Below are 26082 nucleotides of genomic sequence, written 5' to 3'. Positions count from 1 at the left end.
CGGTACTCACCAAAAGTGCATCGCCGGGACGTTGTGATCCTCCCGTCCGGACCGGTCATCTCCTTTCCCGGCCTACCCGGTCTGGCTAGAATGGCAGAGATTGTCAGAAGTGGGCGGTGTTGAGCCGCGCTTCTCTGGTGGTTCTTGCGCCCAGGTCGAGCCGTCCCGATGATTCAGGTCGAGCAGCTTTGCAAGGCGTTCCTCGACTACCGACGGGGCTGGATCCCGGCGGTGCAGGACGTGAGTTTCGAGTGCGTTCCCGGTCAGATTTTCGGACTGCTGGGACCGAACGGAGCGGGGAAGACGACCACCCTGCGGATTCTGAGCACGGTCTTGCGGCCGACCGGAGGCCGGGCGATCGTGGCCGGGCACGATGTGGTGAAGGAGCCGGAGGAAGTTCGCACGAAGATCGGCTTCATGTCGTCGGGCACGGGGGTCTACGACCGGATGACCGCCTGGGAGCTGGTGGCGTACTTCGGCGGCTTGTACGGGATCGAGGGGGCGACGCTGAAGGATCGGATGGAGCAGATCTTCGACTGGCTCCAGATGAACGACTTTCGGGACGTGCTCGGCTCGAAGATGTCGACCGGGATGAAGCAAAAAGTCTCGATCGCCCGGACGATCATTCACGACCCGCCGGTCTTGATCTTCGATGAGCCGACCTCGGGCCTTGACGTGCTGGTCGCCCGCGCCGTCCTGTTGAAGATCATGGAGCTGCGGGACCGGGGAAAAACGATCATCTTCTCGACCCACTCGATGCAGGAAGTGACCAAGCTCTGCGATCGGGTCGCCATCATCTACAAGGGGCGTCTCCAGGCCGACGGCCAGCCCGGCGAACTGCTGGAGCGCTTCGGGCAGCCCGACCTGGAGGAGCTATTCTTCCACCTGGTCGAACGTGCCGATGCCGAGGCGGTGGCCTCGGCCTGAGCGGCAAATTCTCACGTCATTGATCCACAAGGCCCCGAGCCCAACATCCCATGCGATGGTCCCGCATTCGTTTGATTTTCGGCCGAGAGCTGCGTGATCAGCTCCGCGACCGCCGGACCCTCTTCATGATCTTCGGGCTTCCGGTGTTGCTCTATCCGATCCTCGGCTTCACGGTGAAGGAGCTGACGGCGGCCTTCGAGCAACGGCCGAGGCGGGTGGTGGTTGTCGGCGCGGAGCACTTGCCCGAGGAACCGCCGCTGCTGGTCACGATCGAGACGGATGAGCGGGAGGTCGTCCAGTTCAATCCGGTCTTCTCGGATGGGGTGTCTCAGGGGTTGCTCTTGGTGGAACAGGTCCCCTCGGACTCGTACCTGTCGGACCCGTCGGCCCAGCTTGAGGCCATGAGACAGGGACAGGCCGACGTGATCGTCGAGATTCCGGCCGAGGTCCGCCAGCAAATTGAACGGCTGGAGCAGCCGACGTTCCGCATCGCCTTCCTGAGGGCCGACGAACAGAGCCTGGCCACCTATCAGACGGTCGAGGCGATCATCAAACGCTGGCAAGACGCGATTGTCGCCCAACGGCTCGCGGCCGACGAGAAGCCGGCCGAGTACATCGCACCGATCGACGTGCAGGGGGTGGACCTGGCGCGGCAGGTGCTCGGCTCATCGACCTCGGGGGCGAGTGTCTGGGCTCGACTCTTTCCGTTCCTGCTGGTGATGATGGCCCTGACGGGGGCGTTTTACCCGGCGGTGGACCTGTGCGCCGGCGAAAAAGAGCGGGGGACGATGGAGACCCTGCTCATCAGCCCGGCGTACCGCAGCGAGATCGTGGTCGGCAAGTTCCTGACGATCATGGCCGCCAGCGTGGCCACGGCCCTGCTGAACCTGGCGAGCATGGGGGTGACGATGGGCTTTCTGGCCCGTCAGCTCGGCGCGGGGCTCGGCGGCGATGGAGGGCCGGGGATCGGCTCGCCCATGGACGAGCTGAGCCCGCCGTCGATCCTGGCCCTGGGGTGGATCATCGTCCTCCTGATCCCGCTGTCGGCCTTCTTCAGCGCGATCTGCCTGGCGTTGGCGGTTCTGGCGAGAAGCATGAAGGAGGGGCAGTATTATATGACCCCTCTTTATCTGATCGCCCTGCCGTTGATTTTCTTGACGTTGATGCCGGGGGTCGAGCTGACGCCGTTTTACAGCCTCGTGCCGATCACGGGGGTCTCGCTGCTGCTGAAGAAGCTGATGCTGGAACAGTATAACGAGGCGTTCCAGTACTTCTTGCCGGTGATGCTGTCGACCATCATTTATGGATTGCTCGCGCTGCGGTGGGCGGTCGGTCAGTTCCGATCGGAGGAGGTCCTGTTCCGCGAGGCGGAGCGGTTTGACCTCGCCTCGTGGTTCCGCCACCTGATCCGGGACCGAGGCCCGACCCCCACGGCGGGCCAGGCGATTGCGTGCTTCGTGATTATCCAGGCATGCGCCTGGTATACGTCGATGCTGCTGTTCGGGACGAATCCGCTGGTGGCGCTGGTGATTGGGCAGCTGGGGTTCATCCTGCTGCCGCCGCTGGTGATGACCTTCCTGTTCACGTCGAGCCCGAAACGGACGCTTCGGTTGCACTGGCCGGGCTGGGGAGCGGTGGCGCTGGGGGTTGGGCTGGCGTTGACCCTGAACCCGCTGACGGCCGAGCTGCGGCCGATCGTGATGGAACTGTTCCCGATGCCGAAGGCGATGGAACAGGCGCTCAAGGGCCTGGAAGCGGCGATCCCGAACGTGGCCACGGCGCTCCTGCTGTTTGCGATCATCCCGGCCATTTGCGAGGAGGTGGCCTTCCGGGGTCAGATTCTCTCAGGGCTGGAATCGACGCTGGGGAAATGGTCGTCGATCTTGCTTTCGGCCTTTTTGTTCGGGTTTTTGCATGTCTTGATCAGCTTGTTTCAGCAATTTTTCAACGCGACGTTGCTTGGGGTGGTGCTCGGCTGGTTGGCGATTCAGACCCGGAGCCTGCTACCGGCCATTGCCTTTCACCTGACGAACAATGCGCTGGCGGTGGTCGGCCCGTCGTTGGCGGTGGGCTGGCTCTACCGCGATCAGACGTTGTTCCTGTATCAATGGCACTGGGTCGCCCTGGGGGCGGTTGGTTCGGTCGCCTTGCTGGTCGTGCTTTCCCGGATCGATGCAGCGAGGCCCTCGGTCGTTGCGGCAGAACCGGTGATCGAAGCTGGAGAGACGGTCTCGGTGGGAGCCGGAGAGGTACGTGACCCCGATCGTGAGAACCGATGAGCACGACCGACCTGATCCTCGGCGCTCGCTATGTCTTCCCGGTCGAGGGAGATCCGATTGCCGATGGTCGCGTGACGATTCGGGAGGGCCGGATCGCGGCGGTGGGGCCTCCCGGCAATCGTTCGCCGGATGTCGAGCTGGGCAACGTCGCCATCATTCCGGGGCTGGTGAACGCTCACACGCATCTGGAACTGTCGTCGATTGATCCGGCGCGGGACGATCCGGCGTCGTGGCCCGAAGATGAGATCGAATGGCTGGGCCGGGTGATCGCGCACCGGAGGGAGAACCCGCTGGGATCACTCCGCGACGCGGTGGATCGGAACCTCGACGAGGCCTTGCGGGCCGGCACGACGATGCTGGCCGATACCACGAGCGCCGGGTTGAGCTGGGAGGCGATCGCCGGCGCGCCGGTTCGGGCGATCGTCTTCGCCGAACTGATCGGCCTGAAACGGATGCGGGGGCTGGAGACGAACCGGCAGGCGTGGGACTGGATCGCCTCGATCCAGCCCGCCGATCAGGTCTTTGCCAATGCGAAACCGGGGCTCAGCCCGCACGCGCCGTACAGCACGGCAGGCTGGCTCTACCACCGGGCCGCCAGCACGAGGATGCCGCTCTCAACCCATCTGGCCGAGCTTCCCGAGGAGCTGGAACTGCTGAAGGATCGGCGCGGTCGGCTCCGCGAATTTCTGGAAGACCTGGGCGCCTGGGATGACGATTGGGAGCCGATCAGCCCCGAGCCGGCCGACTATATTCGCCGCGGAGCGCTGCGGGAGGCCGACTGGATTGTGGCGCACGGCACCTATCTGGAGCCTGACGACTTCTGGCAGCTTCGCCCCGAGGCCGCGGCCGACGGCCACCGGGTCGCCGTGGCGTTTTGCCCTCGGACGCATGCCCGGTTCGGTCATCGGCCGCACCCGTACCGGGAGATGCTGGAGCGCGGGGTGGTGGTGTGCCTAGGGACCGATAGCCTGGCCTCGACGCCAAGCCTGAGCATTCTGGACGAGATGCGGTTTCTTCATCGGCTTGACCCGAGCCTGGGTGGTCCCTTGCTGTTGACGATGGGGACGTTGTTCGGCGCCTGGGCCTTGCGGGCGGAGACGGTGACGGGCAGCCTGAAGCCGGGCAAATCGGGGGATCTGGCGATCGTCTCGCTGCCGGATCGGGAGAGCGACGATCCGTACGCCCTGTTACTCGACTCGGACTTGCCAGTGGTTGCCTCGGCCTTCGAGGGGCGGTTTCGGGCCGATCCCGACTGGCGAGTCGGAGCGGAGTTGCCTGAGGGCAGGCTCGGGTAATGCCGTGTGATTGTCCAGGAGTCGCGCTCAAGGCGTCGTCCTGGACTGAACTCCGAGGATGACTCCCGGGTGACATCGCACCGCGATATGGTCGGTGAGGTCAACCTCGACCTCATGTCGGAGCCGCAGGGCGCGGCGCAAGTGGTCGCCGACCGCGTGAAGGCGTTCGGTCATGAGCCCAAGGTGGCAACCCGGCTCGCCGCAGCAAAAAGGCGAGCCCTCGGGATGCAAGTGCAGCGTTGCCCAGACCGCGAACCGGTGCGGAGGACGGCCGAGGGCCTCCACGGCGTCGACGCAGAACCAGAGGCCGGGGAGAGGCAAGCCGCAAATCTCGGTGATCGCCTGTTCGACGAGTCGCGTCAGTTCGCACCGCGAACGCTTGCCCACCCTTGCGGGGGGATATTGTTCGAACGATCCGTGGAACGGGGGAGGCGGATCAGGACTCGCTGGAGGCGGAGGCTGCCGCGGCGGCCTTGTCCTGGCGGATCTTGCGGGGTTTCGGGCGGCTCTTGCCATACGATTTTCGGAACAGCTTGCCGCGCTTGGAACGCTTGTCACCCTTGCCCATCGGCGGGTCGTCCTTTCGAGGATCAAGGCTCAAACGATCGACGCGCCGGCCGTTCGGTGGCAGAGGAGCGTCGAGCATCATCACGATTGGGATGGAAACCCTTATCATACCGGCACGTCACGAGCGATTCCAGGCCGCTCGGTGGGGGAAATTGAGGCGAAGACGGTTCTCGGGGAGAATCGGCTCAGAATTCCATCTGCTCGAAGGCCCGGATGCCGATGCGCATGGGGACAATGGTGGCGACGGCCCCCACGATGAGGCTGAACGAGACGGCGAGGAGGAGCCGTCGGTAGAGGACCTCGTGCGAGCCGCCGAACATCAGGGCGACCTCGCTGCCAATCCCGGCGAAATAGAGGTGGCTGAGGATCGCCGGGGGAGCGATCACCAGGACGATGAAGGCAAGGCTGACCAGCAGGTTCAGGGTACCACCGAACCCGGCGGCGATCTTCGACGGGTCGTCCTCGCGGAGGTTCGGCAGCCGAGCCCCCAGGCCGACACTGATGGCCGAAAGGCCGAAGCAAAGCACGGCCACGATCGCCGCTTGCAGCAGAAGCATCACGAGACCGACCTTGAGCATCAGGCCGCTCAGGAGGATGAGAAGCTCGGTCGCCACCAGCGAAATTCCGGCGGCGAAAGCGAACTTGCCCCAGATGATCGACGACCGCCGAACCGGAAAGAGCCCCAGGAGCCAGAGGTTCCGCCCTTCGAGCGAGAGCATCGGGAAGATGAACCGGCTGGTGAAGGTTGAAAGGATCAGCGCCGTGACCGCCAGGTTCAGGAAGCTCAACAGGTTGCGGAAGTAGGGGCTCTGGACGTCGTAGCCGAGCCGACGGATGTTGATGAAGTAGAACGCAAGGAGGCCGAAGAAGATGAGGAACTGCGACCACTGGGTCGGGTCGCGGCGGAAGGTGCGAAGGTCCTTGAGGATCAAGAGGCGGATCGGCTCTCGGATGAAACCAAAAAGGCGGTGGAAGGCGGCGTCGATGCCGTACCAGCCGAAGTGGCGGCGGGCCGATCGGCCACCGAGAACCCGACTGTAGCCGGTCCGGTAGAGGTCTCGGGCGACGACGGCCGCGGCCAGGTAAGCCAGGCCGGCATGGGCGCAGATGACCATGAGGTAAAAGAGGCCGTCGCGCCACTGCCCCTCGGCCGACCGGAGCAGGCCGGCGGCCATCCATCGGCTGGGCAAGAGCCGGTTGGTGCTGAATTCGAGCCGACCGAGCAGGGCGTTCATCCACTCGTACGAGAGGGTCGAACCGGGAGTCGTCCAGACCCGAGCGGCGGTGTAGACGAGTCCGCCGAGCATCAGGGCGATCGTGCCGAGCAAGACCGACTTGCGCTGCCGGGGCAAGAGATTGGCCAGCAAGATCGCGCCGATCGCTCCGACTCCGCCGGGAATGATCACGAAGGCCAGGTGATAGGCCAGCGCGATCAGGTAGAACGGCCAGGGAGCCATCGACCGGATGCCGTAAGCGACCATCATCGGACTGCCGAGGAGGAGGAATCCCCAGCTCGAAAAGACCATCGCTTCAAGAAATTTATGAGCGAAGACACGGTCCTCGGTCGCCGGGGTGGCGAGCAAGAAACCGGCCTCTCGACTGCGAAACAACGCGGCGTAGAGGATGATGCCCGTCGAGACGAGCAGCATGATCAGGAGCGAGAGGAAAAAGAGGCTGAACAGGTACTCGACGATCTCGCCGGTGACCTTCAGGTACTCCTTCAGGAACCCGAACCCTTCGAAAAAGAGCAGGAACAGCCCTGACCAGAAGATCGCCGAGCAGATGAGGATCGTGATGAGCCTCAGCCGAGACTCGGCCACGAGCGAGTCGAGCAGGTTCACCAGCAACCGGCGCCGGAGGAACCCGAAGCCCCGCGAAACGCGCAGAGCGGTCGCCATCGGCGGAGGGGAGGGATCGGGGGCGGATCGGCTTCGAAGTCGGCCTCGGATCACGGCAGACGGTCCCCCAGCTCGATGGCCTCGGAAGGGGAATGGGCGGTCGATCCGGAACCGGAGTCGCCGTTGGAGTCACTCGGAGCCGAGGGAGCCGAGAGCCTCGGCCGGTCGCCGCTGGTGAGCTTCAAGAACAGGTCTTCGAGGGGGCCGTGCATCTGGGCTCGCTCGCGGATCTCGGCCAGCGAGCCGGTCATGAGCATCTTGCCGCGGTCGATGATGCCGATGGTGTCGGCCAGCTCCTCGGCGATGGCCAGGAGGTGGGTCGACATCAGGACGGCCACGCCGGAGCGGGCCTGAGAAACGAACAGGTCCTTGACGATCCGGCCGCTGCGGGGATCGAGCCCGACCAGGGGCTCGTCGACGATCAGGACCTTCGGCTCGTGGACCAGGGCCGAGGCGAAGACGACGCGCTGCTTCATGCCGTGCGAGTAGTTCTCGCAAAGTTCGTCGATGTAGTCGCGCATCTCGAAGATGTCGATCAGTTCCTCGATCTTCGCCGAGGCGTGGCGGCGGTCGAGGCCGTACATCTCGACCACGAACCGGAGGAACTCGCGTCCGGTGAGCTTCTCATACAGATACGGCTGATCCGGTACATAGGCGATTAATTGCCGGGCCTCTCGGCTACTGCTGGGGAAACCGCCGATGCGGACCGTCCCGGAACTGGGGGTCAAGAGGCCGCAGAGCATCTTGATGGTGGTGGTCTTGCCCGCGCCGTTGGGTCCGAGGAAGGCGAACAGCTCTCCGGCCCGGACCTGGAGATCGAGCCCGTCGACGGCTTTCTTGCGTCCGAAGCTCTTGGTCACGCCGATCAGCTCGATCATCACCGGCCCCCCGGGATGTTGCCGGATCGGTTGCCGAGGGATTCGGGAGCCGCGGGAACGCGCTCCATGACGAGGTTGACGATCATCAAGGGCACCTCTTGGCGGATCACGAGGCCATCGGAGGCCCTGGCCCAGGTGCGGGCTGTGAGGCCCCGCATCCGGGTCACGACGAGATAGGTCGGCACGAGGCTGTCCTGCCAGGGGATCATGACGTTGCGGTTGGTAACCTCGACGTGAACCGTCTCGACCCGACCGGTCAACGGGCTGACAACCCGACTCTCCCATCGTTGGCCAACGTGCAAGCCGGGAATGCGCTCCAGCGGTGAGAGCGAATTCTGGACCATGCCCCGCGCCTGATAGGGGAAGGTGAAGGTCCGCTTGCCGAAGATCAGGAGCGGGCCTCGGGCGGTGATGACGATCTCGTCGCTGGCCACATGCCCTTCAAGCACGAGCAATTCCGTCTCGTCCCCCTCGATTCGAACCGATGATCGCAGGACGTTGAGATTTCCGGCCGAATCGACCCCGATGACGCTGCGAATCTCCAGGCGCTCGTTGCCGGCCGACTCCAGGGGAGTGCGATCGAGCAAGGCGCCGGCGTCGAGCGTCACGACACTCTCGAAGCGGACGTGGCCGTCGCGCTGGCGCTTCGTCTCGGTCACGGCCTGGCCGACGGCCGTCAGGTCGTCCGGCCCGTCACTCTCGGGGTCGGGAACCATCAGGTTCCATCGGGTCGGTCCTTTTGTGTCGTCGGCCTGCGCGATGTCTCGCATGTCCGGAGGAGGACCGACGAGCAGATCGGGCAAAACATCACGGACCAGCAAGGCCGACGCGGCGACCGACCAGAATACGAGCATTCCGAGCGAGACGAGTCGAGGGGGCATGGTGAAGGGCTCCGGCTCCGTCCGCGATCGTTTCGAGCGGAATTCAGCACGGCGGCAGGACAGCCCTTTGCATCATACGAACCCCCCTCCCCTCCGAACAAGGGAGCCCTTCACCTGGCTCCTCGACCCTCGCCGGCCGGCGTTTGCCGCCTCGGACGACTCCCTCCACCACGACATTCGCGCAACCTCGGCACCGGCCGATTTCTCCCCAGAGGCGGGAATCCTGCTCGACGTTGCCTGAAACAAACAGGTTCACACCATCAGATGGCCGAACAATGCGTGGTTGCATGTCGAATTTCGCGGAATCACGCGATTTTTGATGGTCGGACGGTTGATCGATTGGCTATCCTGGTTGACAGCACGCGTTGAGATTGACCTCGTTGCGAATGGTCCTTATGACTGGGAATCGCGTCTGATGCGAGCCCTTGCGTTGGCACCGCCGACTCGGTGGATGCGTCTGGTTTCGGGCATGCTGGCCTTCCTGCTGCTGGCGGGAGTGTGCCCCCGAGCCGAGGCGGAGTCGTTACCGATCTATAAGGTGGTGGACCTGGGGCCGATGGATGCCTCGGCCTGGAGCACGGGCGCGGCGATCAGCGCGACGGGCCAGGTGGCCGGAACGGCGCAGACTCCGGGATCGTCGCAGGCGTTTCTGGGATCGCCCGGGGGCTCGGTGCAGATTCTCGGCTCGCTCGCAGGAGAGCGGGGCAAGAGTCAAGGGCTGGGGATCAGTGGCAGCAATGTGGTGGTCGGGGTCAGCGACTTCGGCGAAGGATCTCGCCGCGCCTTTCGATCCAGCGGCGGAGCAATGGTGAACCTGGGGACCTTGTCCGGCGGTTCCTGGAGCGAGGCGGTGGCCATCAACGCTGCTGGCGAGATTGCCGGCCACGGCGATCGAGAGGATGGTCGAACCGTGGCGTTCCGGATCACGACCGACGGCACCTTCGTCGAGCTGGGAACCCTGAACGGGGGCCTGTCGAGCCGGGCTTACGGCATCAATGCGAGCGGTCAGGTCGTGGGAGAGTCGGTCGATTGGTTCGGCGTGCGGCGGGCCTTTCTGGCCGATGACCTGGGGATGCACGCTGTCGGGACGCTTCCGGGAGGCGGGGGCAGCGTGGCCCGGGCAATTAATGACGACGGGTTGATTACGGGGTACGCGACCGACGCCTCGGGCCGCGACATGGCCTTTCTGGGGCGTCCCGGCGGCCTCGTGTCTCTGGGGCTTCTGCCCGGTGGTCGGTCGAGCTATGGCATGGGTATCAACGCGCGGGGAGACGTGGTCGGCCGAGTCTCGGGAAGTCTCGGCGCTCGGGCCTTCCTGTGGACCGCGACCGACGGAATGGTGGACCTGAACCACCTGATCGATCCCAATTCGGGATGGCTCCTGCAAACGGCCTCGGGCATCAACGATGCGGGAATGATTGTCGGGACCGGTTTGAAGGACGGGGTTTCGCGGGCCTTCTTGCTCGAATTGAGGACTTCGGGATCGCCGGACCCGGGAGGGGGATCGACCGTCCATGCGACCCCCGAGCCCGGCTCAATCGTGCTGGTGCTGCTGGGGGCCTCGGGCGCAGGAGCCTGGACCTGGCTTCGTCGGCGAGGGTCGAACCGCGGGCGGATCAGATCCGGGTGAACTGATTGCCGGCGTTGCGTCGGATCAGGCGACGCATCTCCAGAATCGCCATGGTGGCCATGACCTGAGACGGGGCCAGGCCGGTTCGGACGATCAGCTCGTCGATACCCCGAGGGAGGTCGTCGAGGTGGCCGAGGACCGCGCGCTCGTGGTCGGTCAGGGAAAGCTCGGCCGGATGGCGGACCTCGGGGGCTTCGGGCTCGCTGGAGACGGAGACGGCCCGGGCGAGCGGCCCGAGTTCTTCGAGGATGTCATCGACGGTTTCGACGAGCCGGGCACCGTCTCGGATCAGGGCGTGGCAGCCTCGGCTGGTGATGCTGTCGATCGGGCCGGGGACGGCGAAGACCTCGCGGTTCTGCTCCATTGCGTGGTGAGCCGATGAGAGGGAGCCGCTGCGAGGGGCGGCCTCGACGACCACGACCCCGAGGCAGAGCCCGGCAATCAGACGGTTGCGCTGGGGAAAGAGCCCGGCGAGGGGCTTCTGTTCCATCGGCTGTTCGCTGACGACCGCCCCCGAGGCGGCGACCTCGGCCGCGAGTTCGGCGTGCTCGGGAGGGTAGATCGAGCCGAGGCCGTTGCCGAGGACGCCGATCGTTCGGCCCCCGGCGCGAAGGGCTCCCCGGTGGGCGGCGGCGTCGATCCCCCGGGCCAGGCCCGAGACGACCGTCAGGCCGACCCGGGCGAGCGATCCGGCCAGGCGCTCTGCGATCCTCATGCCGTAGGGGGTTGCCTTGCGAGCGCCGACCAGGGCGATGGCGAGCGAGTCGGTCGGCAGCAAGGTTCCCCGGACGTAGAGCAAGGCGGGCGGGTCGGAGATCGACTTCAAGGGCTCTGGGTACTCAGGATCATCGAACGGGATGGGCCGAACCCCCTGTTGGCGGCAGCGCTGGAGTTCGACCTCGGGGTCGAGGTCGCGGCGGGCCGAGACAATTTTCTCGGCCAGTTTCGGGCCGACGCCGGGCACCCGCTTCAGGTCGGCGAGGGAGGCCGAGAGGACCTTGCCGGCGCTGCCGAAGGAATCGAGCAGGGCGCGGCTGGTCAGGGGGCCGATGCCGGGGATCATCGCCAGGCAGAGCAGGTCGAGCAGGGAGCGATCGTCGCCGGAATCGGAGTCGGGCACGGGCGGTCTCGGGCAGAACGGCAGGGGAACTTGAGGCCGGGCGGGACAACGCCGGGCAGACGCACACCGGTCGGGATTGTAGCCGGGGCCGAGCCGATGAGGCAATCGTGCGTCTGAGGGGCTGCTGGGACTGGCCAAGGGGGGGCGATCCCTGGTATCTTCAATGACGCAGGAACGCCCCCGCCCGATTTAGCCGTCCCCGCGAGGCTCACGGCGGCGCCGAAGGAGTGGTCCCCGGTCGAGTGACCGATCGGAGCGACCCGCGTCTCCTCCCCGGACTCCGTCCATCGCCCGAGCGGCCCTTACGCCCGAGCGGCCCTGATGCCCGCGGGGGATTGATCGCCATGGCTGTAGAACGCGATCTTTTCGAAGAAGAACAAGAGATGGTCGCCATGAGTTTCGGCGACCACATTGAAGAACTCCGATTGCGCCTGGTTCTGGCCCTGCTCGGCCTGGTCGTGGGCGTGATCCTGTCGTTGATCCCGCCCCTGAACCTTGGCTACCACGTCATGCAGGGGATGCAGAATCCGGCTCAGGAAGCGCTGGAGGCCTACCACATACGGCAGACCACGGAGCGGATGGCCGACGCGGAACGCAGGGCGACCTACACCGAGATGCCCGCCCGGATTTCGGCCGCCGCCCTGGTGGCTGCCCTGCGTGAGGTGGCCCCGAGTGTCGCCTTGCCCGAGGACGATCCCGAGGCGCTGGAAGGCCGATATGTGGAACTGCCGATGCAGATCCGCGAGGCGGCCACGATCGATATGGTCAACACCAACGTCCAGCGTCAGAAGGCCCTGATCGCGCTCCGGCCCATGGAAACGGTGATCATCTGGTTCACGGTCTGCATCATCACCGGCCTGGTGATCGTCAGCCCCTGGGTCTTCTACCAGCTCTGGGCGTTTGTGGCGGCTGGGCTCTACCGGCACGAGCGGGCCACGGTTTACCGTTACCTGCCGTTCTCGGTGGGCCTGTTTCTGGGAGGGGTCTTCCTTTGCTACTTCGGGGTCCTGCCCCTGACCTTGCAGTTCTTGCTTCAGTTTAACATCTGGTTGAACGTGGAGCCGAGCCTCCAGCTCACCGCCTGGATGAGCTTCGCCACGCTGTTGCCGTTGGTCTTCGGGATCGGCTTTCAGTTGCCCCTGGTGATGCTCTTTGTCGGGAAGCTCGGGATCGTCTCGGCGCAGACCTTCCGAGAGAAGCGGAAATTCGCCCTGCTGGGAATCACCATCATTGCATCGATGCTGACCCCGGCCGACATCGTCAGCATGCTGATGCTCGCCTTTCCGATGGTGGGGCTCTACGAGCTGGGTGTGGTCCTGGTCGCCCGGGGTGAGCAGTCGGCAGCGAAGGCCGAGGCGTACTGATCGACGGCTCTGAGTGAGGCCCGACCGTGCTGGGCGGTCCGGCCTCGCTCAGGCGACAGGACCAAAGCCGCCCAAGGCAGGGCGAACGAACCTCGCAGTTGTTGGGAATTGGGTTCAAGCGATGAAATCGCTGATCGTCATTCTGCACAACCTGGTCGCCCGGAAGGAGCGTCGGAATCTTCAGATCCTGGTGCAACTGCTCCTGGCCGTGTCGCTCCTGGTAGTGGTGTTTACGGTCGGGTTTCATCTGATCAGCGAGTACGAAGGGAAGGAACATAGCTGGGTGACGGGGTTTTACTGGACCCTCGTCACCATGTCGACGCTCGGCTTTGGCGACATCACGTTCGAGTCGGACCTGGGGCGGGTGTTCTCGGTCGTGGTGTTGCTGAGCGGTACGGTGTTCATGCTGATCCTGATTCCGTTTACCTTCATCCAGTTTTTCTTTGTGCCGTGGATGGACGCCCAGGCCGCCGCCCGAGCGCCGAGGGCCCTGTCTCCCCAAACGCACGGCCATGTGGTGCTGACGACCCTGGGTCCGATTGAAGGGCCACTGATTCGTAAGCTGGACCAATCGCACCTGGAGTATGTCATCCTCGTTTCCGAGTTGAGCGAAGCCCTGAAGCTGCACGATCAGGGCTACCGAGTCATGCTCGGCGATCTGGATGATCCGGAAACGTATCGGCGGGTCCGGGTGGATCAGGCGGCCCTGGTCGCCACGACTCGCGGTGACATGAGCAATACGAACGTGGCCTTCACCGTTCGAGAAATTTCCGAGACGGTGCCGATTGTGGCCACGGCCTCGGCGGCGGCTTCGGTCGATATTCTGGAGCTGGCCGGATGCAACCGGGTGTTGAGACTGGCCGATTTGCTGGGTCGGCAACTGGCGCTCTGCGTGCTGGGGCGGGATGCAAGGAGCCACGTGGTCGGCCAGGTGGGGGATTTGCTGATCGCCCAGTCGCTGGTTCGGGATACGCCGCTTGTGGGGCGGAACCTGCGTGATATTCGGCTCCGCGACCATGCGAACGTCAGCGTGGTCGGAGTCTGGGACCGGGGGCGGTTTCAGATTGCCAGCCCCGAGACCGTGATTCAGCCCACCTCGGTCTTGTTGCTCGCCGGTTCCCGGGCACAGCTTGATGATTACGATGCCCTGTTCTGTATCTACCGATCGCACGATGATCCGGTCTTGATTATCGGCGGCGGTCGGGTGGGGCTGGCCGTGGCGCGGGCCTTGCGAGCCGAGGGGATCGACTACCGAATCGTCGAGCGTCAAAAACGAAAGGTCCACAACTCGCCCGAGTTTGTTTTCGGAAACGCCGCCGAGCTGAAGGTTTTGAAGAAGGCGGGGATCGACAAGGCCTCGTCGGTCGTGATCACCACGAGAAGTGATGACGTCAACGTCTTCCTGACCATCTATTGCCGCCGCTTACGGCCAACGATCCAGATCCTCGCCCGATCGAACCTGGAGCGGAACGTTTCCACGCTGCATCGGGCGGGGGCGGATTTCGTGCTCTCGTATGCGTCGATGGGGGCGAATTCCATCTTCAACCTGTTGCAGAAGATGGACACGCTGATGCTCTCGGAGGGGCTCAGCGTGTTTCAGTTGCCCATTCCGCCGTCGATGATTGGGCGATCGTTGCAGGAGTGTGCCGTCCGTCAGGAAACCGGCTGCAACGTCATCGGCGTGGCGTCGAACGGCTCGCTGGAGATTAATCCCGACGCGAGCGCTCCGTTGCCCAGGGACGCGGAGTTGATCGTGGTTGGTGATTCCGAGTCGGAGCGTCGGTTCCTCGATGAGTTCGAGCCCTCGACCTGAATCTCGGGTTAACCGAGGACCGATGCCGGCAGCCAGGTTCCGTGAAAACCGTACGGAATCCGGCTAGGGATCAGGATGCGGGCGACGGGGCCTTCGTCAAACGCGAGGGTGTCGATCACAACCAGTTCGCTGGTTTCGCTGGCTTGATCAAAAACATAGGTGATCAGCCAGCCGTCATCTTCGGTCGTCGCGTCGGGTCGGGGCACGAAGACCCCTTCTCCGCCGAGACGGCCGGGCCCATGCGGGTGGTGGAGGATCGGACCCCCGTGCAGATCGACCTTGTGGAAGCCGGTCATCGCGCTGTCCATGACGTAACCGAAGCGGGATGGGCGGCCCATCACGGTGTCGTTGATTCGGGGGAACTCGCACGGGAGGTCGTCGAGCGTCTCCTCGGTGGTTGCGCCGGTAGCGAGGTTGAACCGCCAACGGTGCAGGCGAGGATCCTCGTCGATCGGGCCGGGGGCGTCCGGTCGTCCTTCGAGCGGGGGGCCTCCCATGCCGAGCGATCCGGGGAATCGCTCGTATCGGCAGGCGATCAGGACGATTTCATCCCCTTCCTCGAAGGCGTTGAGCGTGTGAAAGACGTAGCACGAGGGGGACTCGAACCACCGGATCTGCGAACCGTCTCCCTTGCGGGGGAGGATGCCGAACCGGGCGCCGCGGTCGGGTTCGAAGCTCAGGAAGGGGCCTCCCGAGAGCATTCGAACGAAATTGAAGGTCGCGGGCAGATCCATGAAAATCGCATGATGTTCCGTGATGGCGAAATCGTGCATCATCACGGGTTTGGGCAGATCGATGGGGGTGGTGGATTGAAGAGTTCCCTCGGCATCGACCACGCTGTACTGCAGATACGGTCGCACGGGCTGGTAGCCGAAGCAGAACATCTCGCCCGTCTGGGGGTCGATTTTCGGATGGGCGGTGAAGGCGTGCTTGAGCCTTCCCGCGAAGTCATACGGCCCGACCGTGCCGAGATCGGGCACCGAGATGATGTGAGGCTCCCCACCTTCCCACAACGCGAGCAGCTTGCCGTCGTGCCAGACGACCGAGGTGTTCGCCGCGTTCTTGAACATCGGCTTGCCCTGGGCCAGAAGCGCGGGGTTGGGCGGATTGCTCAGGCCTCCCCAGATCGCCCGTCCGGCCTCGCGTTCCTCGACAAACCCGTGTGTGCGAACCCATCGGTTGCGATAGCTTGCCTTGCCGCCGCGGAGCAAGACGCCGTGAAGCATGCCGTCGCCGTCGAACCAGTGGTAATTGCCGATCGGAGGAAACTGCGGATTCGGCCCGTTGCGCACGAACATTCCCTCCAGGGCTTCGGGAATGCGGCCCACGACGCGCAGGTTCTCCGCCTCGATCTCCTCGAAGACGGGGGCATAATTGCCGCTCAGAAACGGTGAATCGGGCCAGTTGTTCGCGTCGTCGTCCTGGGCTCGGCTGACGCGAGCCGAGGGGAGGCCGAGCGCTCCGACGACCGAGAGCGACCTGAGGATTTCTCTGCGATTGATCGGCATCGTGGATCTCCTCCCCCTTTCCGGGGCGATCGCGCTTGAATTCCTGATCGCTCGGCGAGTTGAGCGACGAGAGTGGTTCGCCAGGCAGTCCATTGTATTGCATCGCTCGGTCCTTGTCGTTCGGCACTCTTGGGTTGACTTGGCGATCTGGACGGCGACGATGCCAGAGAGGGGAACCGTTCTCCGGGGAGTTGCGCCACGATGTTTGTTCGATTGCTGTTGCTGTTGACGATTGTTCCAATCGTCGAACTCTTTGTCTTGCTGGCGGTCCACGGGGCGATTACCGAACGGTACAACTTCCAGACGGGGTTGCTCGTCACCGTCGGAGGGATTCTCGCGACGGGAATCCTGGGGGCGTCGCTCGCGCGATCGCAAGGGGTCGGAGTGATCCGGGAACTTCAGCAGTCGATCGCTCGGGGGCAGTTCCCGGCCCGTTCGTTGATTGATGGGGCCATGATTCTCGCCGGGGGGGCCATGCTGTTAACACCCGGATTTCTGACCGACCTGGTCGGACTGAGCTTGCTCATCCCTGTGACGCGAAACCTTTATCGTCGTATGCTCAATTCCTGGTTTCTTCGGTCGATTCAGCGAGGAGAAACCCGCGTGCGCTTTCACTCCCAATTCGCGCCGGGGCCGGAGCGGTTCGAACGGGAACCGGGGGCGTTTCGAGGGCCGGTGATCGACGTGACACCGGAGGATCGGGACTGAGCCGTGGCAAGCGGTCTTTGTCGCATGGGCCGACACTCGGCGAGGAATTCCAGCCCCTTTCCGTGGTTGACATCCTGATCGTGCGCCTACAGTAGCGAAGGAGGGTTCGGGAGCCTTGTCATCCCGGCCGATTCCAGCGATGTCGAACCCTTGAAGGAGTTGCTCATGGCGACCGGACTTGACGACACCCGGACCTGGCCCGATCTGGCGATCGGCCTTTACGACCGGCTCACAGGACGTGGGTCTGAGATTATCTACGAGTTTGAGAACTTCGAGCTGTTCGTGCCCAGCAGCGCCTCGGAGCAGGCGGCTCATGCCCGTTGGCGGATGAACGGCACCTTGAAGATCCGCACCCGAGACCGCGAACAAGGCTGATCTCATGGATCGACCCCTGGACATTGAGGGGGACTTCCTGCTCGAATTTGAGGGTGGGCAGGCCCGGATCGAGATTCGGGACGAGGTCGCTGACCTTCAGTTCCCGGATGCTCGATCGGCGCTGGCCTGCATGCGGCAGGTTTCCCCCTCGACACGCCGCGACGCCCTGCGTCGTGCCGATGCCCAACTTCGAGCGGTCGGACTGATCGGCCGCGTTCGCGTGGGAAATCGGTCGGTCGCTCAGCTTGGCGGGACCGACAGGGCGGGATTGATCGCTCGGATGCTGAGAGTCGATCCCCTGGCCCTGAAACTGTTCTCATTCATGGGGGTGTGGCTCGGTCGTAGGCGGACTGCGAAGGCTCGCCCAGGTCCAGACACTCCCGACGATCGAACTTCTCTCTCGGCCGACCCAGGTTCCTCAGCGGATGGATGATCGCGTTCAGATGTGATGGTCGGTCTCACTTCTTCAAGGGGCGTTCATGAAACGGATTCTGGTGACGGGCGCCTCGGGTTACATCGGTGGCCGTTTGATTCCGATGCTCCTGGAACGGGGGTACTCGGTCCGTTGCCTGGCGCGCGACCCAAAGAAACTGGAAGGGCGGCCCTGGACGCATCAGGTTGAGATCGTGGCCGGAGACGTTCTCGATCCCGAATCATTGCGTCGAGCCCTGGAGGGATGTTCGGTCGCCTACTATCTCGTTCATGCGATGATGGCGGGCGAGCGTTCCTTTGTGGATCGCGACCGAACCGCCGCCAGCAATTTTGCCGAGGCCGCCGAGCAGGCGGGCCTGGAGCGGATCATTTACCTGGGCGGTCTGGGGAGACGAGCGGATCACCTGTCCGATCACCTGGCAAGTCGTCAGGAGGTGGGTGATATTCTCCGCGGTGGCTCGGTCCCCGTAACCGAACTGCGGGCGGCCATGATCATCGGATCGGGAAGCGCTTCGTTCGAGATGATGCGGGCGCTGGTCAAGCGGCTTCCGGTGATGATCTGCCCGCGATGGGTCCGAACGCGGAATCAACCGATTGCGGTGCGCGATGTCCTGGCCTATCTCGTCGGCTGTCTGGAGCAGCCGAAGACCGCGTACGGCATCTTTGACATCGGCGGCCCTGATGTTCTGACGTACAAGGACATGATGATTCGATACGCGGCCATGCAGGGGCTTCGTCGGCGAATTGTCGTGGTGCCGGTGTTGACGCCGAGGCTCTCGGCCTACTGGATCAATTTGGTTACGCCCATTCCTGCAGCGCTGGCCTTTCCGCTGGTCGAGGGCTTGCGGGCGGAGGTGATCTGTCATAACAACCGCATTCGAGACCTGGTCCCCATCCCCCTGACCCCGTTCGGCGAAGCGGTTCAGCGCGCGATGGACAAGGTTCACGAGAACAACGTCTCGACTCGATGGGCCAATGCTGCCTTGCCCAGCCGCGCGGCCTTGCTACGTCGTCCTCAGTTCGACCCGGAGCGGTTCCCCCTGCGTGATGTGCAGCGGGTTGAAGCCGAGGCATCGTCATCGGTCCTCTTCGATCGTGTGCAGCGCATTGGCGGATCGACTGGCTATTACTACGGGAATTTCCTCTGGTGGCTCCGGGGGGCGATGGATCGAATCGTCGGCGGTGTCGGCCTGCGACGCGGGCGGCGCGACCCGGTGGAGATTTACATTGGAGACGCGATCGACTTCTGGCGCGTCGAGGACTTCGTTCCCGGCCATCGTCTCCTGCTTCATGCCGAGATGCGGGTGCCGGGGGATGCCTGGCTCGAATTTCGGGTGGAACGCCTGGAAGCTCAGCGGTCGAGCTTGATCCAGACGGCCTATTTCAAGCCGTCGGGAATCCTTGGCAAGCTCTACTGGTATGCGTGCCTCCCGGCTCACCTGTTCATCTTTTCGGGAATGGCGCAGAGCATTGTGCGGTCGGCGGAGGCGTCGGCGGACCGTCAGGAATCGGATCAGGCCCAGCACCAGGCTGACGCCCCCCTCGCAACGTCGGGGGTGCCGATGGTCATGGAACAATCGGTCGATGGGTGATGCCTCGGTCGGAGGCGTGAACCGGTAGCGTTCGGCAGGCGAAGCCTCTACGCTGGAAGGCGTGGATCGCCTGCCGGACCGGCGATCGAAAACGGCTTCACGACCGGAGGCTCGCTCTCCATGACCTCGATCACCCGACGCTCCTTGCTCGGCGGTGCCGCGATGGCCGCGGCCGCCTCGGCCCTTGGCCCGGTTGCCCTGCCTTCTGCTCGGGCCATCGACCCGATCCCTCGCACGCGCCCCAGCCACCTGAAGTTGAGCATCGCCGCCTACTCGTACCGGCAGTTCCTCACCGGCGACTCGCCGACGATGGACCTGTTCGACTTCGCCGATCTGGCCGCCGACATGGCGCTCGATGCCATCGAGCCGACCTCATACTACTTCCCGAGCGATGTCTCGAACGAACTGCTGAGCAACCTGCGTCGCCATGCCTTCCTGCGCGGACTGGACATCTCCGGGACGGCGATCGGCAACGATTTTTGTGTCGCTCCCGGTCCGGATCGAGAGGCTCAGCTCGACCTGGCCCGCACCTGGATCGATCGCGCGGCGGTGCTCAATGCCCCGATGATTCGCGTCTTCGCCGGTCGGACCCCTCGGGGAGAGACGGAGGAGGTCGCCGTGGCTCGGGCGATTGAAGGCTTCAAGGAGGTTCTCCCTTACGCCGCCGAAAAGGGAGTGTTCCTGGCTCTCGAAAATCACGGCGGGATCACCGCAACGAGTGATCAGATGCTGACGCTGATCGAAGCCATCGATCATCCGTACTTCGCCGTGAACCTCGACACCGGCAATTTCCGCACCGAGGACCCGTACGGCGATCTGGCCCGGATCGCCCCCTACGCGGTCAACGTGCAGGTGAAGACGGAAATCTCCCGTTCCGGCGGACCAAAAGAGGAGGCGGACCTCGCCCGATTGATCCAGATCCTCCGCGATGTGAACTATTCCGGCTACGTCGTCCTCGAATACGAGGCGGCCGAAGACCCGATGACCGCCATCCCCCGGCACGTCAAACGGCTCCGAGAGCTGATCGCCTGATTGGCCACCTTACGTTGAGCAATCGACTGATCGCCGATCGCGAGGGTGAGCATGTGAGGGATCTCCCTTCCGTCTCATCCTCCTGATCGGGGGCGATGCGTCTTAGCCCTGCCGAGTCGCGCCGAAGGAAACCGGACTTGATTCCCACACGACCTCGTTCTACACTTGTCAGAGGTTGCCGTGGGAGCGTTCCCGCGGTGCGGATCCGGAAGTGAGCCGCGAGGGAGGAGCCGCGATGCATCGGAACGATCTGGCGAGGGGGAGGCGGCGGGTCGGCCTGGGATTGGCGGTGATGGCGGTTGGGGTGATCGGCTGGATCGCCGCGCCGGGCATGCCGGTGATGTGGGGGCCTCGGGCGAGTGCCGAGCAGAAGGAAGCCGGTCACGCTCTGTTCGTTCACGAGTGGCTGCCGCACGACCCGATCGCCCAGGCCGACGGGCTGGGGCCGGTCTTCAATGCGCGGTCGTGTGTCGAATGCCACTTCCAGGGGGGCGTTGGCGGTGGCGGTTCGAATGAGTTCAACGTGCTGGCCTTCGAGGCGAAACCGACCCATACCCGGCCTGAGATCGAAGGAGGGCTTGTTCACAAGTTCGCCGTCGAGAACCACTACCTTGAAGATGTGTCGCACCTTCGAGCGCTGTTCCCGATCGTCCCCGATGCGATCCGGATCACCAATGGATGCTATGTGCTCGTCCGGGATTTCGACCCGGTGAAGACCGAGCAGGTGAACTCCACGGCTCTTTTCGGCGCGGGTTGGATCGACCGAATCTCGGCTCGGAGCATCACCCGGCGCAACCTGGCGGCATCGCTGAAGACGATGGGCCGGGAGCTGAGTTCCGATTTCAACACCATGCCTCCCGGACGCTACCGAGTCTTGCCCGATGGCCGGGTCGGAAAGTTCGGCTGGAAGGCTCAGTTTGCCACGCTTGAGGAATTTGTGGCGGCCGCCTGCTCGAACGAGCTGGGCCTGGGAAATCCTCACATGGAGCAGGCCAAGCCGAGAGTCGACATCCCCTACCCCGACATGCCGCCCGATCTGGACCGTTCGCAATTCCGTTCGCTCGTATCGTTTGTCGAAACGTTGCCCCGTCCCGAGGAATTCGTCCCGAGCGATCCGAAGGGCAAGGCCGAGGTCGAACACGGCAGGTTGCTGTTCGAGCAGGTCGGATGCGCCATCTGTCATGTGCCCGAGCTGGGGGGCGTGACGGGGGTGTACAGTGATTTCCTCCTCCATCGTCTCGTCGATCGCGAGGCCGGCTATGCGTACAGCGACGTGCTGACCGGCGTTCCGATTCCCCGAGAACACCCGGACGCCGAGGAGTGGCGGACGCCTCCCCTTTGGGGGGTGGCCGATTCGGCCCCGTACTTCCACGACGGCAGCAGCCCAACGCTCCGCCACGCGATCGAGCGGCACAAGGGGGATGCCCTGCCGGTGTCAAAAGCGTTCAAAAGGCTTTCGGACGAGGATCAAGGGGCGTTGATTCGGTTCCTCGAATCGCTCCGAGCCCCCTCCGATGCGATTGCGGTTCCCGAGCCCTCGGTCCCCGAAGATGAACTGACGATCGCTCGGGCCGAGTGAGTGTCGCCAATCAACGCGAATCGCGCAGAGAAACCGGGAGTCGAGGAACGCAAGATTGCCCTCGGCTCCCGGTTTGTGGTGCGAGACGTGGCGGGGAATGCGATCAGCCTTCGACTGGGTGATGCTCGGCGAGGAACTCGGCGATCTGTTGCCAGGCGTCGTCGGCGGCGTCTTCCACGTACTGGTTGCCACCGGGGCGCATGAAGGCGTGCCCGGCGCTGTCGTAAATGTGCAGATCGACGGTGGAGCCGGCCTTCTTCAGGCCCTCGAAGACCTGGCGAACCCGGTCGGAAGGGATGCCGCGATCCTGAGCCCCGAAGATGCCGAGCACCGGGCGACCGGCGAGGGCTTCAATCTGCTCCGGCTCGATCGAGACGCTGCCGTAGCAGATGGTGGTCGGGCCGATGGCGTCGGACTGCTGGGCGATCAGTCGGGCGTACATGCCCCCCATGCACCAGCCGATCGCGGCAACCTTTCGGTCCTGATCGACCCGGTCGTGAGCCTGAAGGTATTCGATCGCCCCTTTGAGGTGGCCGACTCCTTCGCTCGGGTCGAGCGCTCGCATCAGCTCGTGAGCCTCGCCGGGGTCGTCGGTCGCCTTGCCGTCGTAGAGGTCAACCGCCAGGGCGACGTAGCCGAGACCGGCCATGCGGTCGGCGTTCTGCTTGATCCAGTCGGTCAGGCCCCACCACTCCTGAATGACCAGAATCGCCGGAGCCTTGCCATCCCCTTCGGGAAGGGCGAGATAGCCTTTCGTGGTCCCTCCCATCGGGTTCTTGAACTCGACCATCTCTCCGGCAACGGCTGGGGCCGAGGCTGCGCCGATCAGGAGGAAGGCCGCGGCCAGCATGCGGGAAGAGCCGCCAATTCGCGATCGCGTGGGCATGGATCAGGTCCCCTTTGCGTCGGTCGTGGGTTCGATTGAGGGGTTCGGGCCGGGATCGTGGCACGAGAGCCCGGACGGTTCCTCTGATTGATTGAACCGGCCAGCGACGGACGGGTCAACGGGCCGGTCGATCGGGAGATCTCCGCATCGATCGTGCCGATCATTCCGGGGTCGGGTCAAATTGCGTGGTAAAGTTCCTCAAGCAGAGGAACGTTCTCACCTTCGCGATCGCAACTCGGAGTTTGCACCATGATTCGAACACCCTTGAAGCTGGCGGTCGGGGCTGCGCTGCTCCTGATCGCCACGAGTCCCAGCGTCGAGGCGGGAGGACGCCGCGTGCGATCGGCCGTTCCGGTTGTGACGGGAGTGCCGGTCGCCGCGCCGACCTCGGCCGTGATCGTGCCGTCGGTGCCCGTGCCGACCGTGACCCGTTCGCCGTATCTGGGAACCTTCCGTCCCGACCCGACCTTGATCATTCGATCGGGGTACAACACCGGCGGAGGATATTCGCCCGCCGACCTGCCCACCTCGTACGGGAGCATGTCGCTGTATGGGCCGTTTTCGAGGCTTCGGTCGTTGCCGACCGAGGTCGTGACCTATTCCCGAGGCTACGATGGGGTCCTCCGGCCGACCTCGTCGGGGATTTCCTACGAGTACACGAACCCGGCGCAGTATCCCGATACGACCCTGGTTCCGACCCGCATGACGATCGATCCGTCCACGGGGTCGCGCGTCCGGTCGGGATTCGGCCGCTACCTGCTCGGGCAACAGTAAGTTCCCAGGGGCGCAAACTCAAATCCGCCGTTTGGTCTTCAATGACCTCAATCTCAGGGGGATTGGAGGCGACGGCGGAGGCGGAGGAAGCGTTCGCGGAGGTCGTTGTTGCCGCCGAGGTCGGGATGAAGGGCCATCGTGCCGTCGATCAGGCGACGAGCCTCGTTGGGTCGATCGGTTCGGTAATAGGCTACGGCCAGGCCGTAACGGGCTTCGAGCCATTGGGAGGCGCCGGGGGTGCTGGCGGCAATCACGGCGCGGTGGGCATCGGCCGCCTGATAATAGAGGCCGAGGCGGTCGAGCGCGTCGGCCAGCGGGGCGATCAACTCGGCTGGCAGTCGAGCGGGATCGAGGTCAGCCGACCACGATTCGGCTGCTCGACGGGCTCCGTCGAGGTCGCCCATGTCGATTTGCCCTCGAATGCGAATGATCCGGGCCCGGGCCCGGAGGTCGGGGTCAAGGGTATTCACCTGTGAGAGGAGCCGCTCCGTCAGCAACCGGGAGATCGCCGAAACACTGCGGCGGGCCGGATCGGACAAGGAGGCCGCGGCTCGGTCGAGTTGAATGGCCAGCTCGACGATCTCTTCCGGTTCGGATTGCTCCAGCTCGGCCCGGGCGTTGCGTTCTGCGTCGGTTGCGTGAGACGCGAGGGCCTGAGCAACAATCCGGAGCCGTCGGGCCCGGTCGCGACGGTCGGCCAGAACCTCGGTGGCGACCAGGCGATCCAGGAGCTTGAGCGCCTCCTCCGCCGATCCGAGGCCGGGCGTCAGTTCCAGCTCGGCCCGAGCCAGGTCGAGGGCGTTGCGGTCGGTCGGCTCGGTGGCCTCGTCCCGAGCGGTTTCGAGGGCGGTTCGGGCCTCGATCAGACGGTCACGGGCCTCTCGGGTCCGGTCGGCGAGCAGCAGGGAAGCGACGGCCTCGCGGTGAGTCTCCACCACGGCGAGCCGGGCCTCTCGCCATCGGGGGTGCCCGGCCGGAATCTCACTCCAGAAGGCGATCGCCTCCCGTTCCTTGCCGGCCGAGGCCCGAAGCTGTCCGAGAATCCAGCGGGCCTCCGAGGCGGTCGGATCGTCCGGAAAAGCCGCGATGTGGTCTTCCAGCGCGGCTTCGTAGGAGGCTCGCACCGTTCCACCCTGTCCGGGAGTCGAGGCGAGTCGTCCCAGCGCCAGTGCGTACAAAAGGCTCGCGTTGGAGCGCTGATCGGTCGGGGCCGGACTGTCGGAGTCCTGGGCCTGCCTGGCGATCGGCGCGAGGGCCTCGACCGCCTCGGCCGTGCGGCCGGCGCGGACGAGCAAGGCCGCGGCTCGGTAGCGCATGACCCAGGCGCGTTCGAGGTCTCCCAGGCGATCGGCATGCTCGGCTCCGGCCTGGCTGAGCCGAACGGCCTGACTCACATCGCCGAGGGCCAGGTGTCCTTCGGCCATCAATTCCCAGAGGCCGGGGTCGTCTCGGTCGTCGGGCTCGACAATCGTGGCGGCCAGGCTGGCCAGCGCGGCGTTGGCATCGGGGTGTTCGGCCAGGCGAAGCCGTCGGACTCGGGTGATCGCGTCGGCCTCGACCTCCGAGCGCTTTGGGCCGGGAAAGAGATTGATCCACTGGCGAGCCCGAACCCGGACTGCTCGGAAATCCTTCGAAGGTCGATCCAGTTCGGAGCCATCGATGAACGCGATGGCCTCGTCGAACTGTTTGTCGGCCAGCAGGATGGCGACCTTCGTATCGACCCGGTCGGCCTCGCTCGGGCCGTCTTGATTTTCGGCTTCGGCAAAGGCTTGCTCGGCCTCCCGAACCTGGCCCGTCTCGACCAGGAGCCGGGCTTTCAACAAGGCGACATGGCCTCCCAGAGGGGGGACGATGGGCAGGCCCCGCAGCCTGCCGAGGGCCTGCTGCCGAAAGTCGAGGGCGATGCCGGGGTCGTCTTCCAGGTCGGCCCGATTGACCAGCGCCTGGGCGTACCGGAACCGAATGTTCTGGGCCGTCAGTTCGCTGTCGGGGAGTCGATTGGTCTCGGTCCAGAGGCGGCGAAGCCGGGCGATGGCGTCGTCAAGGGCCTTGATCCCCTCGGCCTTCGCGCCGGTGTCGCCCGGCGATCGCTCGAACTGCAAGGCCCAGGTATGCCCCTCGGCCCATCGGTAGACCCCGGCTTGCAGGGCGATCGAAAGCGCCAGCGGGTGGGTCGGATCGCTCTGGAGGAACTCGTCGAGCAAGGCGACCGCCCGGCTCCACCGGGCGGCTCGAAGGCCGGCGGTCGGTTCGGCTCGGGCGGCCGAGTCGATCCGGTCGGCCACGTCGAGGGCGAACTGCCCGCGATCCTCGCGGTCGAGGGATAGTTGCCGGAAGCGGCGGCGGGCCGACTCGACCAGTTCTTCGATCTCCCGATCCCCCAGCGGTTCCGGATCGCCCGGGGTTTGCCCCAGCACCAGAACCGCCAGCACGAGTGCGCTGATCGTCATTCGCTCGCTCCTCGATGGACGATTCGAAGGCCGTGGAAGACCCGACTGCTCCATTGTACGACGTGTTGCAAGCCAGGTCGGCGCAGACCGAGGC

The 26082-nt window shown here is 64.7% G+C and carries 21 protein-coding genes; 13 read left to right on the top strand and 8 right to left on the bottom strand.

What is annotated here, in order from left to right:
• The first annotated feature begins 168 nt into the window (after nt 1-168).
• Genes GA615_RS11440 through GA615_RS11430 form a run of 3 tightly spaced genes read left to right on the top strand, consistent with a single transcriptional unit; the run spans nt 169 to nt 4501 of the window.
• Nucleotides 169-927 (top strand): ABC transporter ATP-binding protein, encoded by a 759-nt coding sequence (locus tag GA615_RS11440; protein ID WP_152051431.1) that lies wholly within the window; start codon nt 169-171, stop codon nt 925-927.
• 50 nt (nt 928-977) lie between these two features.
• Nucleotides 978-3206 (top strand): ABC transporter permease subunit/CPBP intramembrane protease, encoded by a 2229-nt coding sequence (locus GA615_RS11435; RefSeq protein ID WP_152051430.1) that lies wholly within the window; start codon nt 978-980, stop codon nt 3204-3206.
• The gene (locus GA615_RS11430; protein WP_152051429.1) at nt 3203-4501 is read left to right on the top strand and encodes an amidohydrolase family protein; all 1299 of its coding nucleotides are present in this window, start codon (nt 3203-3205) and stop codon (nt 4499-4501) included. The genes GA615_RS11435 and GA615_RS11430 overlap by 4 nt, the downstream gene beginning before the upstream one ends.
• Before the next feature lie 436 nt (nt 4502-4937).
• On the opposite strand, the gene GA615_RS11425 is transcribed toward GA615_RS11430, so the two are convergent.
• From GA615_RS11425 to GA615_RS11410, 4 genes are all read right to left on the bottom strand, one after another.
• Nucleotides 4938-5069, bottom strand: a complete 132-nt coding sequence (locus GA615_RS11425; protein ID WP_152051428.1) for a 30S ribosomal protein THX — start codon at nt 5067-5069, stop codon at nt 4938-4940.
• Between the two features lie 184 nt (nt 5070-5253).
• On the bottom strand, nt 5254-6966 hold the full coding sequence (locus tag GA615_RS11420) for a putative ABC transporter permease subunit (RefSeq protein ID WP_152051571.1): 1713 nt from the start codon (nt 6964-6966) through the stop codon (nt 5254-5256).
• Nucleotides 6967-7016: 50 nt separating this feature from the next.
• Nucleotides 7017-7844, bottom strand: a complete 828-nt coding sequence (locus GA615_RS11415) for an ABC transporter ATP-binding protein (RefSeq protein ID WP_152051427.1) — start codon at nt 7842-7844, stop codon at nt 7017-7019.
• Nucleotides 7844-8725: a hypothetical protein gene (locus GA615_RS11410; protein WP_152051426.1), complete on the bottom strand. Its 882-nt coding sequence runs from the start codon at nt 8723-8725 to the stop codon at nt 7844-7846. The genes GA615_RS11415 and GA615_RS11410 overlap by 1 nt, the downstream gene beginning before the upstream one ends.
• A gap of 415 nt (nt 8726-9140) precedes the next feature.
• Here GA615_RS11410 and GA615_RS11405 point away from each other — a divergent pair, with 415 nt between their 5' ends.
• Nucleotides 9141-10355, top strand: coding sequence for a PEP-CTERM sorting domain-containing protein (locus GA615_RS11405; protein WP_161602289.1), 1215 nt, complete (start codon nt 9141-9143; stop codon nt 10353-10355).
• On the opposite strand, the gene dprA is transcribed toward GA615_RS11405, so the two are convergent.
• A complete protein-coding gene (gene dprA / locus GA615_RS11400; protein ID WP_235905353.1) occupies nt 10342-11475 on the bottom strand; it encodes a DNA-processing protein DprA in 1134 nt (377 codons plus the stop codon). The genes GA615_RS11405 and dprA overlap by 14 nt on opposite strands.
• A 344-nt stretch (nt 11476-11819) precedes the next feature.
• On the opposite strand from dprA, the gene tatC reads away from it, so the two are divergent.
• Both tatC and GA615_RS11390 read left to right on the top strand, forming a co-directional pair.
• Nucleotides 11820-12839 carry a twin-arginine translocase subunit TatC gene (gene tatC, locus GA615_RS11395; RefSeq protein WP_152051424.1) on the top strand — a complete coding sequence of 340 codons (1020 nt, stop codon included), beginning with the start codon at nt 11820-11822 and terminating at the stop codon, nt 12837-12839.
• 121 nt (nt 12840-12960) lie between these two features.
• Nucleotides 12961-14652, top strand: coding sequence for a potassium channel family protein (locus GA615_RS11390; protein ID WP_152051423.1), 1692 nt, complete (start codon nt 12961-12963; stop codon nt 14650-14652).
• 8 nt (nt 14653-14660) lie between these two features.
• On the opposite strand, the gene GA615_RS11385 is transcribed toward GA615_RS11390, so the two are convergent.
• Entirely contained in the window at nt 14661-16160 is a 1500-nt protein-coding gene (locus GA615_RS11385; protein ID WP_152051422.1) for a carotenoid oxygenase family protein, read from the bottom strand.
• Between the two features lie 201 nt (nt 16161-16361).
• Here GA615_RS11385 and GA615_RS11380 point away from each other — a divergent pair, with 201 nt between their 5' ends.
• From GA615_RS11380 to GA615_RS11355, 6 genes are all read left to right on the top strand, one after another.
• Nucleotides 16362-16868 carry an FxsA family protein gene (locus GA615_RS11380; protein ID WP_152051421.1) on the top strand — a complete coding sequence of 169 codons (507 nt, stop codon included), beginning with the start codon at nt 16362-16364 and terminating at the stop codon, nt 16866-16868.
• Nucleotides 16869-17033: 165 nt separating this feature from the next.
• Nucleotides 17034-17243, top strand: a complete 210-nt coding sequence (locus GA615_RS11375) for a hypothetical protein (RefSeq protein ID WP_152051420.1) — start codon at nt 17034-17036, stop codon at nt 17241-17243.
• Between the two features lie 4 nt (nt 17244-17247).
• Nucleotides 17248-17676, top strand: a complete 429-nt coding sequence (locus GA615_RS11370) for a hypothetical protein (protein ID WP_152051419.1) — start codon at nt 17248-17250, stop codon at nt 17674-17676.
• Between the two features lie 46 nt (nt 17677-17722).
• A complete protein-coding gene (locus GA615_RS11365) occupies nt 17723-19267 on the top strand; it encodes an SDR family oxidoreductase (RefSeq protein ID WP_152051418.1) in 1545 nt (514 codons plus the stop codon).
• Nucleotides 19268-19387: 120 nt separating this feature from the next.
• A complete protein-coding gene (locus GA615_RS11360; RefSeq protein ID WP_152051417.1) occupies nt 19388-20299 on the top strand; it encodes a sugar phosphate isomerase/epimerase family protein in 912 nt (303 codons plus the stop codon).
• A 235-nt stretch (nt 20300-20534) separates the two neighbouring features.
• Complete coding sequence (locus GA615_RS11355) at nt 20535-21878, top strand: di-heme oxidoredictase family protein (protein ID WP_152051416.1); 1344 nt, start codon at nt 20535-20537, stop codon at nt 21876-21878.
• Between the two features lie 103 nt (nt 21879-21981).
• On the opposite strand, the gene GA615_RS11350 is transcribed toward GA615_RS11355, so the two are convergent.
• Entirely contained in the window at nt 21982-22764 is a 783-nt protein-coding gene (locus GA615_RS11350) for a dienelactone hydrolase family protein (RefSeq protein WP_152051415.1), read from the bottom strand.
• Nucleotides 22765-23013: 249 nt separating this feature from the next.
• On the opposite strand from GA615_RS11350, the gene GA615_RS11345 reads away from it, so the two are divergent.
• Complete coding sequence (locus tag GA615_RS11345) at nt 23014-23538, top strand: hypothetical protein (protein ID WP_152051414.1); 525 nt, start codon at nt 23014-23016, stop codon at nt 23536-23538.
• Between the two features lie 53 nt (nt 23539-23591).
• Here the strand turns inward: GA615_RS11345 and GA615_RS11340 are convergent, their stop codons facing one another.
• Complete coding sequence (locus tag GA615_RS11340; RefSeq protein ID WP_152051413.1) at nt 23592-25988, bottom strand: hypothetical protein; 2397 nt, start codon at nt 25986-25988, stop codon at nt 23592-23594.
• Between the last annotated feature and the right edge of the window lie 94 nt (nt 25989-26082).

Source organism: Tautonia marina (assembly GCF_009177065.1).
GTDB lineage: Bacteria > Planctomycetota > Planctomycetia > Isosphaerales > Isosphaeraceae > Tautonia > Tautonia marina.
The sequence above is the reverse complement of the archived record's forward strand: the minus strand, read 5'-3'. Positions and strand labels throughout refer to the sequence as shown.